Source organism: Enterobacter sp. MGH 24, from assembly GCF_000493015.1.
Classification (GTDB): domain Bacteria; phylum Pseudomonadota; class Gammaproteobacteria; order Enterobacterales; family Enterobacteriaceae; genus Enterobacter.
In genome coordinates this window covers 3,642,870-3,660,142 of the sequence record NZ_KI535657.1, presented here as the reverse complement: position 1 = coordinate 3,660,142, position 17,273 = coordinate 3,642,870, and the positions used below count along the sequence as shown (strand labels likewise).

General features: G+C 57.1%; 12 protein-coding genes. 8 read left to right on the top strand and 4 right to left on the bottom strand.

Annotated elements, in window-relative coordinates; translation table 11 throughout:
* Positions 1-16 precede the first annotated feature (16 nt).
* The gene (locus L370_RS04720) at positions 17-1,354 is read right to left on the bottom strand and encodes a TolC family outer membrane protein (RefSeq protein ID WP_023335638.1); all 1,338 of its coding nucleotides are present in this window, start codon (positions 1,352-1,354) and stop codon (positions 17-19) included.
* Between the two features lie 739 nt (positions 1,355-2,093).
* On the opposite strand from L370_RS04720, the gene L370_RS04725 reads away from it, so the two are divergent.
* Complete coding sequence (locus L370_RS04725) at positions 2,094-2,837, top strand: DeoR/GlpR family DNA-binding transcription regulator (RefSeq protein ID WP_023335637.1); 744 nt, start codon at positions 2,094-2,096, stop codon at positions 2,835-2,837.
* A 13-nt stretch (positions 2,838-2,850) separates the two neighbouring features.
* Positions 2,851-3,918 (top strand): oxidoreductase, encoded by a 1,068-nt coding sequence (locus tag L370_RS04730; protein WP_023335636.1) that lies wholly within the window; start codon positions 2,851-2,853, stop codon positions 3,916-3,918.
* Positions 3,919-3,990: 72 nt separating this feature from the next.
* Here the strand turns inward: L370_RS04730 and cybB are convergent, their stop codons facing one another.
* Positions 3,991-4,521 carry a cytochrome b561 gene (gene cybB, locus L370_RS04735; RefSeq protein ID WP_023335635.1) on the bottom strand — a complete coding sequence of 177 codons (531 nt, stop codon included), beginning with the start codon at positions 4,519-4,521 and terminating at the stop codon, positions 3,991-3,993.
* 189 nt (positions 4,522-4,710) lie between these two features.
* Here cybB and gap point away from each other — a divergent pair, with 189 nt between their 5' ends.
* The gene (gap, locus tag L370_RS04740; protein ID WP_023335634.1) at positions 4,711-5,712 is read left to right on the top strand and encodes a type I glyceraldehyde-3-phosphate dehydrogenase; all 1,002 of its coding nucleotides are present in this window, start codon (positions 4,711-4,713) and stop codon (positions 5,710-5,712) included.
* 45 nt (positions 5,713-5,757) lie between these two features.
* Here gap and L370_RS04745 read toward each other — a convergent pair whose 3' ends face one another.
* A complete protein-coding gene (locus L370_RS04745; RefSeq protein WP_023335633.1) occupies positions 5,758-6,552 on the bottom strand; it encodes a YdcF family protein in 795 nt (264 codons plus the stop codon).
* 327 nt (positions 6,553-6,879) lie between these two features.
* Here L370_RS04745 and L370_RS04750 point away from each other — a divergent pair, with 327 nt between their 5' ends.
* The 5 genes from L370_RS04750 (at position 6,880) to L370_RS04770 (ending at position 13,252) form a co-directional block, all read left to right on the top strand.
* Positions 6,880-8,199: an MFS transporter gene (locus tag L370_RS04750; protein WP_023335632.1), complete on the top strand. Its 1,320-nt coding sequence runs from the start codon at positions 6,880-6,882 to the stop codon at positions 8,197-8,199.
* 158 nt (positions 8,200-8,357) lie between these two features.
* A complete protein-coding gene (locus L370_RS04755; RefSeq protein WP_023335631.1) occupies positions 8,358-10,010 on the top strand; it encodes an MFS transporter in 1,653 nt (550 codons plus the stop codon).
* A gap of 22 nt (positions 10,011-10,032) precedes the next feature.
* On the top strand, positions 10,033-11,115 hold the full coding sequence (locus L370_RS04760) for an HlyD family secretion protein (protein ID WP_023335630.1): 1,083 nt from the start codon (positions 10,033-10,035) through the stop codon (positions 11,113-11,115).
* Positions 11,112-12,491 (top strand): efflux transporter outer membrane subunit, encoded by a 1,380-nt coding sequence (locus L370_RS04765; RefSeq protein ID WP_023335629.1) that lies wholly within the window; start codon positions 11,112-11,114, stop codon positions 12,489-12,491. The genes L370_RS04760 and L370_RS04765 overlap by 4 nt, the downstream gene beginning before the upstream one ends.
* 101 nt (positions 12,492-12,592) lie before the next feature.
* Positions 12,593-13,252, top strand: a complete 660-nt coding sequence (locus L370_RS04770; protein ID WP_023335628.1) for an O-methyltransferase — start codon at positions 12,593-12,595, stop codon at positions 13,250-13,252.
* An 82-nt stretch (positions 13,253-13,334) separates the two neighbouring features.
* Here the strand turns inward: L370_RS04770 and hrpA are convergent, their stop codons facing one another.
* Positions 13,335-17,237, bottom strand: coding sequence for an ATP-dependent RNA helicase HrpA (gene hrpA / locus L370_RS04775; protein ID WP_023335627.1), 3,903 nt, complete (start codon positions 17,235-17,237; stop codon positions 13,335-13,337).
* Positions 17,238-17,273: the final 36 nt, after the last annotated feature.

The following is a 17,273-nucleotide window of genomic DNA, read 5'->3' as shown; positions in this document are numbered from 1 at the left end:
CACTGCGCGTCTTTTATTAACTCAAATCGGGTAATTTTGCGGCAGCGTTTTTCTCTATTCCAATAAGCGGCATTAAATTATCAACTGCGGAAGCATAATTAATTGCCGAACTCCAGCCATCATACTCAGCGATTATTTTCGCTGAAGTGGCCTGCCAGACATCCTGCTCAACGCTGAGCAAATCGTTAATGCTCCGCTTGCTCAGGGTGTATTCATTTTTATAAACATCGCGGGCGCGCAGCGCATTTTCCAGCTGTTGCTTCCCGGCCTCCATTCTTCCACGTGCGCCGGTCCAGTCAGCCTGCGCGACGGACGCTTTTTGCAGTACATCGAAACGTGCCTGATCGACCTGAGAGGAGGCCATGGCCCGTGCGCCTTCCGCCTGACGAACGCGAGCGGAAACCGCGCCCCCCTGATACAGCGGTGCGTCGATATTGAGCTGTATCTGGTCGTCCCAGTATGAACGGTTGTCCGATTCGTAACGGGTACGTCCCCCTTTCAGGCTTAACGTCGGCCAGTGCTGGGACTTCGCCGTTTCCACGCCATACTGAGCAGAACGTTCCATGTTCTGCGCGGCCATCACCGCCGGTATTAACGAATAATCAATACGGTTGAGCGAATCTGGCTCTACCGCGAGGTTCTCAGGTACCGGCGAGTAAGCTTCTGCCTGCATCCCGGTTAATACCGCCAGCCTTGCGCGCGCGCTGTTTAAAGCGGCGTTATACTGCGCGACCGTTGCCTGCATGCCGGCAATACGCGTGCGGGTCTGGAGCTCATCGGAGGTGGAACTCACGCCCGCGTCTGCGCGCAGCTTTGCCAGCTGTTCGACGTTTTTGAGCGCCTGCACATTATCTATTGCCGCCTGCAGCAGGTCGGAATAGCGTTTGACCTCTACATAGCTCAGCGCCGTTTTTTCCGCCACATCGGAAAGCGTGCCCATCAGCTGATAGCGGTAGCTATCGCGCTGGGCGGAAGACTGGCTGATGCTGTTATTGGTCTTGCCAAAATCGTACAGCAGCTGCGTCAGGCTCAGCCCCCATGCGGCTGAATTCTTCAGCGACCCGCTGGAATCGGTGGTCTGGCTGTGCCCTGTACTCCCGTTCAGCGATATTTGCGGCATCCAGCCGCTGCGCGCCTCATCTATTTGTGCCTGACCAATACCTAATTGCGCGGCCTGCTGACTAATTGACGGATCGCGATCGATAGCAAAAAGAATACTTTCTTTTAAGGTTGTGGTTGCCACCGGGGCAATACCCACCTGATTACTATTGCCGTACGCCGTATTTATGGCTAATGAAATGAATGCCAGCGCTGCTGTAAATCGGCATAACATAGGCTTTCGTAATATCGTCATGTTATCTCCCTGACTCTGAGTGATACTCAAGCAAATACCCAAAAAGAGGTATAGATAATTAGACAAATATCTTATTTAGCTACCGTGCTGGATTTTAGGTAATACTTCCCATACCCATTTCCGTTGGAGATGAGATCTGCTTGTGCCTTATTTCAATTAAGAATTTACTTATTTCTTAAACTGGTTAGCAGCATAACAAAATGTGGTATAGCCCACTACAGCCACAATGTTAATGTGGTGTTACAAGTAAGAAAAAATATGGGGTTTCTGGACAAAAGTCTTAAAGTATCCTTTCAAATGAAACATATAAACCCCCTGTTATCTAAGGAAAATTCTTAATTCTTTCTATGCACATTTTTGCGTTAATTTCAGCTCGGGTCAGACACAAAGATTTTCAAAGAAGTGTCAATTTACGTAGCCTAAGAGGTATATTTAAAATTAAAAACCATTAAAAAACTAATTAAAGCAATTAAAACCTGAATAATTTAAATTAAACAGCATTTGACACCATACAATGACGATACACTGGTTACATAACCCAAATCGTTAAATAAAACATAACAATAACATTGTGATTAACATTCAAAACGGCTTGCTTATACCTGCTTAATAAAATCTTAATAATCACCCATCTGAATCATCACGCTGCTGCACATTATTCTGACGACATTCCCCTTCTCTCTGCGTCAAAATGCTGTATTATGCAAACTATTGCGACATTTTGCAGGAACGTACGCCCATGCACAAAACCGCTCGTCAACGCTACGTCCTGGATCTTCTCAGTGAGCAAGGCCAGGCCAGCATCACCGACCTGGCTGAGAAGCTGAAGGTTTCGGCAGATACCATCCGTCGGGATCTGACCGACCTGGAAAAGCAGGGCCTTGCGCAGAAGAACCACGGCGGAGCCATCGCGCTTAACCTCTCCGCCATGAACCGTCAGGGCCGCAATACGCTACTGCCGGAGACTAAACAGCGTCTGGGTAAAGAGGTCGCACAGCAGGTTCCGCCGGGCTCCACCCTGTTTCTGGATGCCGGAAGCACGGTGATGGCGGTCGCCACCTTTCTTCAGGGGCCGCTTACCGTCATTACCCCCTCGCTGGATATCGCGCAACATTTTAGCGACCGGGAAGACGTTGAGCTGATCCTGCTAGGCGGGAAATGGGACCCTAAGCAGCGGCTGTTTGCCGGCAGCGCCACGCTGTCTTTGCTGTCGCGTTATCGGGCAGATATCGCCATTCTTGGGGCGTGCGCCATTCATGCTGAACTCGGTTTGAGCGCCGGTAAAGAAGCGGATGCCGAGGTGAAACGCGCGATGCTCGACGCAAGTCACGCGCACTGGATTGTTGCCGATCACCTGAAAATTAACCGCTGCGAGCCGTATCTGGTTTCCGGGTTATCCAGCATTCAACAACTCTTTTTAGATCGTCCCTGGCCTGAGCTTGGGGACCATAGCGCATTGCAGGTCACGGTATGCGCGAATTAACGTGGAGAAGGTCATGAGTAACGTTCAAACAATTAACATTGCGCTGATCGGGTATGGATTTGTCGGCAAAACCTTCCATGCCCCGCTGATCCAGTCGGTGGACGGGATTAAGCTGGCCGTGGTCTCTTCTCGTGATGAAGAGAAGGTTAAACGCGATCTGCCGGATGTACAGGTAGTCGCGACACCGGAAGAGGCCATTCAGCATCCTGATATCGATCTGGTGGTGATTGCCTCCCCCAACGCCACGCACGCCCCGCTGGCGACGCTGGCCCTGAACGCGGGTAAACACGTGGTGGTGGATAAGCCTTTTACCCTCGATATGCAGGAAGCTCGCGACCTGATTGCGCTGGCGGATGAAAAGCAGCTTCTGCTCTCCGTCTTCCACAACCGCCGCTGGGACAGTGATTTCCTCGGCATTAAGCAGGTTATTGAGCAAGGCACGCTCGGCAAGGTTAAACACCTGGAATCGCATATCGACCGCTTCCGCCCGGAAGTGCGCGTGCGCTGGCGCGAGCAGAACGTCCCCGGGAGCGGACTGTGGTTTGACCTGGGCCCCCACCTGATTGACCAGACGCTGCAGCTCTTTGGCCTGCCGCAGTCGGTTCAGGGGAATATCGCGACGCTGCGCGACGGTGCAGAAATAAACGACTGGGCGCACGTGGTCTTAAACTACCCGGAGCACAAGGTTGTTCTGCACGCCAGCATGCTGGTGGCTGGCGGTACGGCGCGCTTTACCGTCCACGGGGACAAGGGCAGCGTGGTGAAAGCCAGAATCGATCAGCAGGAAGCGCAGTTGCTCTCAGGGGTGATTCCCGGCAGTGAAACCTGGGGCGAAGACAGCGACAGCATGGTCTTCTTTGGGGCCGACGGCGCGCCGCAGACGATCCCTACCCCGAAAGGCGATCAGCGCCAGTATTACGTCAACGTACGGGATGCGCTGCTCGGGAAAATCGCCAACCCTGTCCACCCTGTTGAGGCACTGGCGGTCATGGCCGTGCTGGAAGCGGCGGTGACGTCGTCGGAGACGGGGTCAACGCAGCCGCTGGCATTAACGGCTGAAGAGCGTGCGCTGCTGGGTTAAAAAAATAAGCCGGGTGGCGCTAGCGCTTACCCGGCCTACGATTCAGAGCCGTTTGTAGTCAAGAGTTAAAGATTACTGACGCTTTTTCGGCATCATGCGCAGAAGGGTATTATCTTTCCAGAAATAGTGATGCATCAGTGCCGCCACCGCGTGCAGGCCAATGACAAAATAGCCCAGGTTCGCCAGCGTCTCGTGCCATTCTTTCAGCACATCAACCAGGTCAAAATTTGACTCCGCCGCATGCGGCATCACCATGCCAAACGCAAACCAGTCGCTGCCCCGGTTATACATCATCACAATGCCAATCAGCGGCAGCGCAATAAACAGCAGATACACCACCAGATGCCCCAGATGAGACAGCCCCGTCACCATTGCTTTTGGCTTCGGCTGAATCGGGGGCGCGCGGAATTTCAGGCGAACCAGCAGACGCGTCACCATCAGCACCAGGATACTGATACCGCACGAGACGTGGATCATATTGATCGCCGGGCGCGCGGTGCGCGGGAAGAAGCCTTTGAACTCCATGGCGCAGTAGGCGACGATGATTAACAGAAACACCAGCCAGTGGATGCCGATTTGCAGGCTTGTATATTTAGTGCGCATGTCATTTCCCGATTAAAAACAGTTATCGCGCCAACATAATCCCCTTTCCTTAAAAATTCATTAACTTTTCTGTATGGTTTTTCAAATACTTCCTCCCGCATGAAGCATCTTCAATTGCCGCCCTGCCCGTGATGGTCTAAGCCTGGATGAGTTCAAACTGTCGCATCGACACGTTTACAGGAGAACACCATGAGTAAAATTGGCATTAACGGTTTTGGACGTATTGGACGCCTTGTACTTCGTCGCCTTCTTGAAACCCAGGACAGTAATACCGTCGTCGCCATCAACGACCTCACCTCCCCGAAAGTGCTGGCCTATCTGCTCAGGCATGATTCCAACTACGGTGGCTTCCCGTGGAGCGTGGATTTCACCGAGGATGCGCTAATTGTTGACGGTAAAACCATTGCGGTGTACGCCGAAAAAGAGGCGAAGCACATTCCGTGGAAAACCGCAGGTGTGGATATCGTCGTCGAGTGCACCGGTTTTTATACCTCTGAAGAGAAATCACAGGCGCACCTGGACGCTGGCGCGAAGAAAGTGCTGATCTCAGCCCCTGCGGGTGACATGAAAACCATCGTCTACAGCGTGAATGACGACACCATTGACGCCGGTGATACCATTATTTCCGTCGCATCCTGCACCACCAACTGCCTCGCCCCGCTGGCGAAGGCCCTGAACGATGCGTTTGAAATCAAGGTGGGCACCATGACCACCATTCACGCCTATACCGGTACGCAGGCGCTGGTAGATGGCCCGCGCGGGAAAGACCTTCGCGCCTCACGGGCGGCGGCAGAGAATATTATTCCCCATACCACCGGTGCCGCCAAAGCCATTGGTCTGGTGATCCCCGCACTCAGCGGCAAGCTGAAGGGCCACGCGCAGCGCGTGCCGGTTAAAACGGGTTCGGTAACCGAGCTGGTGGCGATTCTCGGCAAGAAAGTAACCGTTGAGGAAATCAACGCCGCGCTGAAAAAGGCGACGCAGGGTAATAAGTCGTTCGGGTATACCGACGAAGAGATTGTGTCGTCCGATGTGATTGGCTCGCACTATGGTTCGGTGTTTGACGCCACGCAGACGGAGGTGTCAGAAGCGGGAGAGCTGCAGCTGGTGAAAGCCGTCGCGTGGTATGACAACGAGTACGGTTTTGTGACGCAGCTGGTGCGGACGCTGGATAAGTTTGCTGCGCTGTGATTTCCCTGACCCTCTCCCCAATGGGGCGAGGGAATGGTTCCGTGCTTAGATTATTTTGCGTGCCCCCTTGAGAACCGGATCCTGCTGCAGCTGTTTCCACGCGGCAATCACCGCCTCAGGAAAGTCGACGTGCGCGATAAAATCGCGCCCGACCGGGCCGTAGCCGTTAACGTCATCATACAGCCGCGGCAGTTCCCCCAGAACCAGTGACAGGTAGCGGTCAACGGGCCACAGTCCGCTATTGCCCGCGCTAAACTCCACGCCCTCGTTGCCGTTATGCAGTATCGGCGTAAACCCGGGATGGCTTATCCACTGCGGTGACGCGGGTTCATCCTGGCAAACGCGGGCAAACGTCGCCATCGTACGGCGCTGCATCGTCGGATCCTGCACCACCAGCACCCGCCCGGTTGCTCGCTGATGCTGTTTCAGCATATTCCAGCTAAAGCGCGCGTTTTCACCGCAGTTGGTGGAGCGATCTTCAATCCACAGACGCGCCTCGGGGATCTGCCAGAAATCCCGCGCAATGTCGGCGAGAATGCTCGCTTCGGCCCGCCCTTCGACCTGTAAGGTGTGATAACGCGGATGACTGCCGATGGCAGCATATAAAAACGCGGTTGAATGGCCAATACCGCCGCTAATCAGGAGCGGAACGTCTCTCTGCGCGGCTATTCGGCAGGCAGCCTCAATGGTCGGGATCACCGCGTTTCCAGCGAGAATCACCGCATCAATCTCCGGAGCCTGACGCGTCGCGCTCAGTTCGTCCTGCGCCAGCCATACGCCGACAGTATTAATGGCCGCCAGCGTGGCAACCGCCAGAAGGGGAAAATGGGGCTGAACCATGATGAACTCCTCACGTTGTTGAATCGCCGAATTTATCATTTTTCTGAAATAACCAGAAACATCCAAAAATCATCGGGTTGCACCTGCCTATTATGCTTTTGATTTCCAGCCTAACAAAACATTGTATTGTGCAGGCGTCATGACAAAGCACCCAGCGCTGCTTATTTCACCGTGATCTGACCAGTTTTATCCCCCCTGCGCTTGCCAAACACAACATCCAACCCTAAGTTGCTTAACAATTTCACAACCTTTTTTATCATCACGGGTTGCACCTGAAGCGCGCCAGGTGGCACCTCTCTCAATATCAACGTAGCGGGGTTTCAGGTCATGACAGAGCATGAAAGTACGACGACGGTATTACGAAAAAATAAGAAGGTGTTAATCGCCAGCCTTACCGGAAGCGCCATTGAATGGTTTGACTATTTTCTCTACGGTACGGCGGCCGCGCTGGTTTTTAATAAGATCTTTTTCCCGATGGTCGACCCGGTGATCGGACTCATTCTCTCGTATCTCTCTTTCTCATTAACCTTTTTTATTCGCCCCATTGGCGGGGTACTTTTCGCCCATATCGGCGACCGCATCGGCCGTAAAAAAACGCTCGTACTGACCCTCTCTTTGATGGGAGGTGCAACCGTTATGATTGGCCTGCTGCCCACGTATGAGATGATTGGGCTGTGGGCGCCCGCTCTGCTTATTCTGATGCGTATCATTCAGGGGATGGGCATCGGCGGTGAATGGGGCGGCGCGCTGTTGCTGGCCTATGAATACGCGCCCGAAAAACGTAAAGGCTTCTTCGGCAGCATTCCGCAGGCGGGCGTCACCATCGGCATGCTGATGGCGACCTTTATCGTCTCGCTGATGACGCTGTTCAGCGAGGAAGATTTCCTCTCCTGGGGCTGGCGCATTCCGTTCCTGCTGAGCTCGGTTCTGGTCTTGCTCGGGCTGTGGATCCGTAAGGACATCGACGAGACGCCTGATTTCAAGAAGGTAAAACAATCGGGCCAGGTGGCGAAAGCGCCTCTGCGCGATACCCTGAAACATCACTGGCGCGAAGTGCTTATTGCCGCCGGTCTGAAGGTGGTAGAAACCGCGCCGTTCTATATCTTCTCGACGTTCGTCGTGAGTTATGCCACCACGACGCTGACGTATCAAAAATCCCAGGCGCTGGAAGCCGTGACGCTGGGAGCCCTGGTGGCCACGGTGATGATCCCGTTAATGGGGCTACTCTCGGATAAAATTGGCCGTCAACGCATGTATGCCGCGAGCGTCTTCATCCTGGGTTTGTTTATCGTGCCGTGGTTTATGCTGCTCAATACCGGAACAACCTGGGGCATTGTGCTTGCGACGGTCATCGCCTTTGGCGTGCTGTGGGCACCTGTAACGGCGGTACTCGGCACGCTGTGCTCTGAAATTTTTAGTGCAAACGTACGCTACACCGGCATTACGCTCGGTTATCAGCTGGGTGCCGCGCTGGCAGGCGGTACCGCGCCGCTGATTGCCACCGGACTGCTGGCGAAATATGACGGCGACTGGGTTCCGGTGGCCTGGTATCTTGCCGTCACGGTAGCCATTTCCCTAATCGCGATTTTCTGCGCCAGCCGCGTTAAGCGAACGACCCTTCTGCAGGCACAGCCCGAACATCTCTGATCGTTGTCGGCCCGATTTTCGGGCCGCTCTTTTTCCTTAAACTTCCCTTCTACATTTGATTAACATGCGTAAATCATATTCACTTGAATTATCATTTGCGGCAGACGTAGAATCGCTAGCCCGCTAATTATTCAATTATTTCTAAGGTAAACGACGTTATGCGCCTGCCCGAACGCGACCCTTATGCTCCTCGCGAGTGGCAGCCACATGAGAAACCCGCCCTGCTGGGTTCGCCTTCCACACCCGAGCACACTACCCCAAAACGTATTGCCTACGGCGTCGTTGGCCTGCTGGTGTGCCTGACGGGCGCGCTGGGAAATGCGGTGGTGACCGCCAATCTGCAAAACCTGCAGGGGACCTTCGGGGCCTGGTCGACCGAAATCGCCTGGCTGCCCGCGGTCTACGTGATGACCAACATCTCTATCAACCTGCTGCTGGTCAAGTTCCGCCAGCAGTACGGTCTGCACGCCTTCACCGAAGGTTTTTTGGTGCTGTACGTGCTGGTCACCTTCTTCCATCTGTTTGTGAACGATCTCAGCTCGGCGCTGATGGTTCGCGCCGCGCATGGGATGGTGGCCGCCGCGCTAAGCTCGCTGGGGATTTACTATCAGATCCAGGCCTGGCCTGCGAAGCACCGCCTGAAGGCGCTCACCATCGGGATTACCGGGTCGTCACTCGCAATCCCACTTGCCCGCCTGTTTTCGACCGAACTGCTGCAGCTTGACGAATGGCGCGGACTCTATTTCTTCGAGCTGGGTCTGGCGCTGATCTCCCTCGCCTGCGTAATCGCCTTAAAACTGCCGCCGGGCGACAGGCGCAAGGTCTTTGAGAAAAAAGACTTCATCACCTTCTTTTTAATGGCCCCCGGAATGGCCCTGCTCTGCGCCGTACTTTCCCTGGGCCGTCTTGACTGGTGGTTCGAGGCGCCGTGGATCGGCTGGTCGCTGGCGCTATCGCTGGTGCTGATTGTGTCTGCCATAGTCTTTGAACATAACCGCACTAACCCGCTGCTGAACACCCGCTGGCTGTCGAGCGGCAGCATCGTCCGTCTGGGGCTGATTATGCTGCTGATCCGTATCGTGCTGGCAGAGCAAAACACCGGCGTCATCGGCTGGCTGCAGTACGTGGGGTTACAGAATGAGCAGATGACCCACCTGGCGTGGTCCATTTTCGCCGGGATCGTCTGCGGGATTGTCACCAGCTGTCTGACCATCAAGCCCACCAAACTGGCGTGGCCCATCATCACCTCTCTGGCGCTGATGATTATCGCCTCCCTGCTGGACAGCCAGTCAAACAACCTGACCCGGCCGGATCAGCTGATGCTAAGCCAGTTCCTGCTGGGCTTCGGCAGCGCCTTCTTCCTGGCACCCGCCATGCTGGCCGCCATTGGCGGGGTGATCGCTGACCCGCGCAATCTGGTCAGCTTCTCGGTGATGTTTGGCATGAGCCAGAACCTCGGCGGCCTGCTGGGATCCGCGATCCTCGGGACCTTCCAGACCTGGCGCGAGAAGTACCACTCCAGCCTGCTGGCGGACCAGCTCACCACGCTCAATCCGCTGGTCAACGAGCGTATCCAGATTTACACCCAGATGTACCGAAGCCTGATTGGCGACAGTTCGCTGCTGGGAACGCAGGCGATAACGCAGCTGCAAACGGTCACCACGCTGGAGGCGAACATTCTGGCTTACAACGATACTTATCTGCTGACGGCGAGCATTGCTGCCGCCACGCTGGTCTGGATTTTATGGCGCCTGTTGCGCCTGCGCATCACTGCCCGCATGGCGCTTAAGAACGCCACCGGCAACAAATAATTGAAATAGTTCTGGAGAGTTTATGAGTCAGCAGGATGCCGCCAAAGAGCAGGCCAACACCCGCAAAAATGTGCGCATTGTTTCCGTTTTCACCGCCGCTGCCATCGGTATTGTCGGCGTACTGGTGATCCTTTATGCGTGGCAGCTGCCGCCGTTCACCCGCCACACGCAGTTTACCGACAACGCCTACGTGCGCGGTCAGACGACGTTTATCAGCCCCCAGGTGAATGGCTATATCACTGAGGTGAAGGTTCAGGACTTTATGCAGGTTAAAAAAGGCGACCTGCTGCTGCAGATTGATGACCGCATCTATCGTCAGCGCGTGCATCAGGCCGAGGCACAGCTGGCGATGAAAATTGCCGCGCTCAATAACAACCTGCAGCAGCGTAAAAGCGCCGAAGCAACGATCGCTAAAAACGACGCGGCGCTGAAAAATGCCCGCGCCCAGAGCCTGAAAACGCAGGCGGATTTAAAGCGGGTGAAGGATCTGGCGGCGGACGGTTCGCTTTCCGTACGCGAACGCGACGCGGCGCTGGCCAGCGCCGCCCAGGGCAGCGCCGATATCGACCAGGCCAAAGCCACGCTTGAGATGTCGCGTCAGGACCTGCAGACGGTGATTGTCAATCGCGGTGCGCTGGAGGCGGATGTCGAAAACGCGAAAGCGGCGCTGGAGCTGGCGCAGATTGACCTGCAAAACACGCGTATTGTGGCCCCGCGAGACGGTCAGCTCGGCCAGATTGCCGTGCGTCTCGGGGCGTATGTCACCGCCGGGACCCATCTCACTACCCTTGTGCCACCTCAGCACTGGGTTATTGCCAATATTAAAGAAACCCAGCTTGCGGAGCTGCGCGTCGGTCAGCCTGTCAAATTCACCGTCGATGCCCTGAACGACAAAGCGTATCAGGGCCGCGTGGAGAGTATTTCGCCGGCAACCGGGGTTGAATTCAGCGCCATCACGCCGGACAACGCCACCGGCAATTTTGTCAAAATCGCCCAGCGTATTCCGGTGCGCATCGAGGTGCTCGGCAAGCCTGAAGAGTCCGCCCTGCTGCGTCCGGGCATGTCGGTGCAGGTGACCATTGATACGCGGGAGGCGAAGCCATGATCCTTCGCCCGATAGCCGGTCTGGTGCTGGCGGTCATGCTCGCCGGATGCCAGTCCGTCGACGTCAAACCGACGCAGCCGACGCTGCAAATTCCCGCCCAGTGGCGTGCTGACGCCGGCCCTGCCAGCCCGGCGGAGCAGCTCTGGTGGCGCAATTTCCATGACAACAACCTCAACCGCTATGTGGATCGGGCGCTGAAGAACAACAGCGACGTGCTGAACGCCCGCGAACGAATTAACGAGTATCAGGCGCGGGTCTTTGCGGCCGACGGCAGCCTGTTTCCGTCGCTTGACGCGGGCGTAACCGGGACGCGCGCCCGTTCGCAATCCGCCGCGACCGGGCTGCCGGTCTACGGCACGCTCTACAGAGGAAGCCTGACGGCGAGCTATGACGTTGATATCTGGGGCGTCAACCGCAGCACGGCCAATGCTGCCGAGGCCTCGCTGGAGGCGCAAAAAGCCGCCGCTGCCGCCGCGGATTTGACCGTCGCGTCGTCCGTGGCATCCGGGTATGTCACCCTGCTCTCGCTTGACGAACAGCTGCGCGTGACCGAATCCACGCTGAAATCGCGCGAAGAGGCATTTAACCTCGCGAAACGTCAGTTTGAGACGGGCTACAGCTCGCGTCTGGAGCTGATGCAGTCGGATTCCGAACTGCGCTCAACGCGGGCGCAGGTCCCGGTGCTGCAACACCAGATTGCACAGCAGGAGAACGCCCTGAGCCTGCTGCTGGGAAGCAATCCCGGCGCGGTAGCGCGCAGCGAAAGCTTCGCGGCACTGACGCCGCTGTCGCTGCCGTCACAGCTGCCTTCTTCGCTTCTGAATCGTCGGCCGGATATCGTTCAGGCTGAACGACTGCTGGTTGCGGCGGACGCCTCGCTTGCCGCGTCACGCGCCAGCCTGCTGCCGTCGATCAACCTGACCGCAACCGGATCGGTCCAGGATCGCACCCTTTCAGGCCTGCTGGACAACCCGCTTCAGCTCTGGAGCGTCGGGGGCAGTATTCTTGCCCCGCTGCTGAACCGCCAGGCGCTGAATGCGCAGGTGGACATTTCCCAGTCCCAGCGAAACCAGGCGCTGTACGCCTATGAAAAAACCGTGCGTAACGCGTTTGCCGAAGTGAACAACAGCCTTGATGCGATTACGCGCTATCAGGAACAGCTAACGGAGCTGCTTGCCCAGCAGAATGTAGCGCAGGAGACGCTGCGCATTGCGCAGAATCGTAATCGCAACGGCTACTCCTCTTATCTGGACGTGCTGGACGCGCAGCGCACGCTGTACTCGGTTCAGACCAGCGTCGTGCAGGTAAAAAATAGTCTGCTGCTGGCACAGATCGATTTGTACAGGGCGCTGGGCGGCGGCTGGGCCAGTGCCTGAAAACCTGCCCGGTGGCGCTTCGCTTACCGGGCCTACATTTCACCCCGTAGGCCGGGCAAGGCGTAGCCGCCACCCGGCAATCCCTCCCAAGGAGTCAATCTATGCAACAAAAATGGTCTGCAGTAGATAATTACATGATTTCTTCGCTTATTCCTGAAGATGACGTACTGAGTCAGGTACTGGAAAACAACAAGCGCGCCGGGCTCCCCGAACACGACGTGGCGGCCAATCAGGGGCAGCTGCTGGCGCTGTTCGTGCGCATGACGCAGGCACGACGCATTCTTGAGATCGGGACGCTGGGTGCCTATAGCTCAATCTGGATGGCGCGCGCCCTGCCGCCGGACGGAAAGCTGGTTACGCTCGAGGCTGACCCGACGCATGCCGATGTTGCCCGCCAGAATATTCACCTCGCCGGTCTTAACGATCGCATTGAATTAATTGAAGGCCCGGCGCTGAGCTCGCTGGAGAATTTCGGCGAGGTTCCGCCGTTCGATCTGATCTTCATCGATGCGGATAAGCCAAACAACCCCGGCTATCTGGAGTGGGCGCTGCACTACTCCCGCCCCGGCACGGTGATTATCGGCGATAACGTGGTGCGTGACGGCGAAGTGATTAACGGGCAAAGCGACGACGCGCGCGTGCTGGGCGTGCGGCGTTTTATTGAGATGATGGGGGATAACCCGCGCTTAACCGCCACCGCGCTGCAAACGGTGGGGGTTAAAGGATGGGATGGGTTTACGCTGGCGATTGTAGAACGATAACCAGCCGGGTGGCGGCTACGCCTTACCCGGCCTACCCGTTCTCCCGTAGGCCCGGTAAGCGCAGCGCCACCGGGCAAGTGTTTTAACCGGAAATCTGCTCCATCGCCTGCAGGATGCGCTTATCCGAAATGGGATACGGCGTACCGAGCTGCTGGGCAAAGAAGCTGACGCGCAGCTCCTCGATCATCCAACGGATCGCCTGCACGTCTTCATCATCGCGGCGCGCCGGCGGCAGCTTGTTCAGCCACTGCTGCCACGCCTGCTGCACGCTCTCCACTTTCAGCATCTGCGCGCGATCGCGGTGCGGGTCGATGGCCATTTTCTCCAGCCGTTTTTCAATCGCCTGCAGATAGCGCAGCGTATCGCCCAGACGCTTAAAGCCGTTGCCGGTGACGAAGCCACGATACACCAGCCCCGCCATCTGCGCCTTCACGTCCGACAGACCCAGCGCCATGGTCATATCCACGCGCCCCTTAAGGCGCTTGTTGATATTGAACACGGCGGTGAGGATCTGCTCGACCTGTTTGGCAATCTCCACCACGGTGTCGTTCAGCTCCGCGCGCACCTTTTCATGCAGCTGAGCAAAGCCCTCTTCCGTCCAGACCGGACCGCCCGCATCGTGGATCAGCTTGTCCACGCCACAGGAGATGCAGTCGTCGATCAGATCCAGCACCTTGCCGTACGGGTTAAAGTACAGCCCCAGCTTGGCCTTGTTCGGCAGCTTCTCGTGCAGATACTTAATCGGCGACGGGATGTTGAGCAGCAGCAGGCGACGCAGCCCGCGCCACATCATCTGCTGCTGTTCCTGCGGGTTATCAAACAGTTTGATTGCCACGCTGTCGCGCTCGTCCACCAGCGCAGGCCAGGCTTTGACCTTATAGTTACCGCGCTTCTGTTCGTAGCTTTCCGGAAGCTGACCAAAGCTCCAGATATGAAGCCCGCTCTGCTCGATACCGTCGTCCGCCACCGCAGACAGCGTCTCCTGAACTTTGCCTTTCAGCGCCTCTTTCAGCTCGCTCAGGGAACGTCCTTCCAGCAGCTTTTTGTTTTTATCGTTCACCACGCGGAAGCTGATTTTCAGGTGATCGGGCACCTGATCCCAGTTCCAGTCGTCGCGGTCGATGGTGGTGCCGGTCATGCGTCGGAACTCGCGCTCAAGCGCGTCCAGCAGCGGCAGCTCCAGCGGCGTGACGCGGCCTAAAAACGCTTCCGCGTAGTTCGGCGCAGGCACAAAGTTACGGCGCACCGGCTTAGGCAAGGATTTGATCAGCGCAATCACCAGCTCACGGCGAAGACCGGGGATTTGCCATTCAAACCCGCTCTCGTCAACCTGGTTTAGCAACGGCAGCGGAATATGAACGGTCACGCCGTCCGCGTCAGTCCCCGGCTCAAACTGATAGGTCAACCGCAGCTTGAGGTTGCCCTGATGCCAGAAGTTCGGGTAGTCGAGCTTGCTGACCGACTCCGCCCCTTCCTTAATCAGCATGCTCTTTTCAAAGTTGAGCAGGTCCGGCGTCTCTTTGCTGGCCTTCTTCCACCAGCTGTCGAAGTGGCGGGCGGAGATAACATCGTGGCTGATGCGCTGGTCGTAAAACTCAAACAGCGCCTCGTCGTCCACCAGAATGTCGCGGCGGCGGGACTTGTGCTCAAGCTCCTCTACTTCGGCGCGCAGCTTCAGGTTTTCGCGGAAGAAGGCATGGCGCGTCTGCCAGTCACCCTCCACCAGCGCGTGACGGATAAACAGCTCGCGGCTCAGCGCCGGATCGATCTGGCTATAGTTCACCTTACGCGCGGCCACCACCGGCAGGCCGTAAACCGTCACTTTCTCGGTCGCCATCACCGCGCCCTGCGCGCGTTCCCAGTGCGGCTCGCTGTACGAGCGCTTCAGCAGATGCTGCGCTACCGGCTCAACCCATTCCGGATCGATACGTGCGGCAATGCGCCCCCACAGGCGGCTGGTTTCCACCAGCTCCGCGACCATGGTCCACTTCGGCGGCTTCTTGAACAGGCCGGAACCCGGGAAGATGGAGAAACGGGCGTTGCGCGCGCCGGTATACTCCTGCTTTTCGGCGTCCTTCATCCCAATGTGGGACAGCAGGCCGGTCAGCAGCGCGATATGAATTTCGCGGTACTCCGCCGGTTCGCTGTTAACCGGAATGCCCAGCTCTTTCACCACCTGGCGCAGCTGGGTGTAGATGTCCTGCCACTCGCGCACGCGCAGGTAGTTGAGGAAATCCACGCGGCACTGGCGGCGGAACTGGTTCGAGGAGAGCGCTTTCTGCTGCTCGCCGAGATAGTTCCACAGGTTCACGAAGGCGAGGAAATCGGACTCTTTGTCGTGGAAGCGGCGGTGCTTTTCGTCAGACGCCTGCTGTTTGTCCATCGGACGCTCGCGCGGATCCTGAATGGAGAGCGCCGAGGTAATGATCATCGCCTCGCGCACGCAGCCGTGCTTTTGCGCTTCCAGCACCATGCGCGCCAGGCGCGGATCCACCGGCAGCTGGCTGAGCTGGCGGCCCAGCGGCGTCAGCGTGTAGACCGTCGCCTGCTCGTCGGTGGTAATCGCCCCGAGCTCTTCCAGCAGACGCACGCCGTCCTGAATGTTGCGTTTGTCCGGCGCTTCGACGAACGGGAACGCCGCGATGTCGCCCAGCCCCAGCGCGGTCATCTGCAGGATAACGGACGCCAGGTTGGTGCGCAGAATTTCCGGGTCGGTAAACTCCGGGCGCGACAGGAAATCATCTTCGGAATAGAGGCGAATACAGATCCCTTCCGACACGCGGCCGCAGCGGCCTTTACGCTGGTTGGCGGACGCCTGGGAGACCGGCTCAATCGGCAGCCGCTGGACCTTCGTGCGGTAGCTGTAGCGGCTGATGCGCGCCGTGCCCGGATCAATCACGTATTTGATGCCCGGCACGGTCAGCGAGGTTTCCGCCACGTTGGTTGCCAGAACGATACGTCGTCCGCCGTGCGGCTGGAACACGCGGTTCTGTTCGCTGTTGGACAGGCGGGCATACAGCGGCAGGATCTCGGTGTGGCGCAGGTCGCGCTTGCTGAGCGCATCGGCGGTATCGCGGATTTCGCGCTCGCCGCTCATGAAGATCAGAATGTCGCCCGCGCTTTCGTTGCCCAGCTCGTCAACGGCATCAAAAATGGCCTGCAGCTGGTCGCGCTCGGTATCATCCGCCTCTTCCACAATCGGGCGATAGCGCACTTCCACCGGGTACGTGCGACCTGACACCTCGATAATCGGCGCATTGTTGAAATGCTTCGAGAAGCGCTCCGGGTCGATGGTTGCGGAGGTGATGATGATTTTCAGATCCGGGCGACGCGGCAGCAGCTCTTTCAGGTAGCCGAGCAGGAAGTCGATGTTCAGGCTGCGCTCGTGCGCTTCGTCAATGATGATGGTGTCGTACTGCATCAGCAGGCGATCCTGCTGAATTTCCGCCAGCAGAATACCGTCCGTCATCAGCTTGACCATGGTGTTATCGCTAACGTGGTCGCTGAATCGCACCTTGTAACCGATGCAGCCGCCCGGCTCCGTCTGCAGCTCTTCGGCAATACGGTTCGCCACGGTGCGCGCCGCCAGTCGACGCGGCTGGGTGTGGCCAATCAGCCCTTTTAGACCGCGTCCCAGCTCCATACAGATCTTCGGCAGCTGGGTGGTTTTCCCCGAGCCGGTTTCCCCCGCAACAATCACCACCTGGTGGTCGCGTACGGCCTCGAGGATGTCCTGTTTTTTCTGGCTGACGGGCAGGTTTTCCGGGTAGGTAATCGCCGGACGTGCAGCTTCGCGCAGCACAACCTTCCCTGCCGCCTGTTCAATCTCTTTCGCCATCTCCTGGTAAATGGCCTGTTGTGCATCAGGATTTTTAACCTTCTTGACGCCGTGCAGACGGCGCGCAAAGCGCTGTTTATCGCGCAGCGTCAGAGAATCAAGCTGTTGCAGGAGCATCGGGAAGGTTAATTTTTGTTGTTCTGTCATAGCGTTAAAGGGCAGTACACGCCCTGATAAACTCTC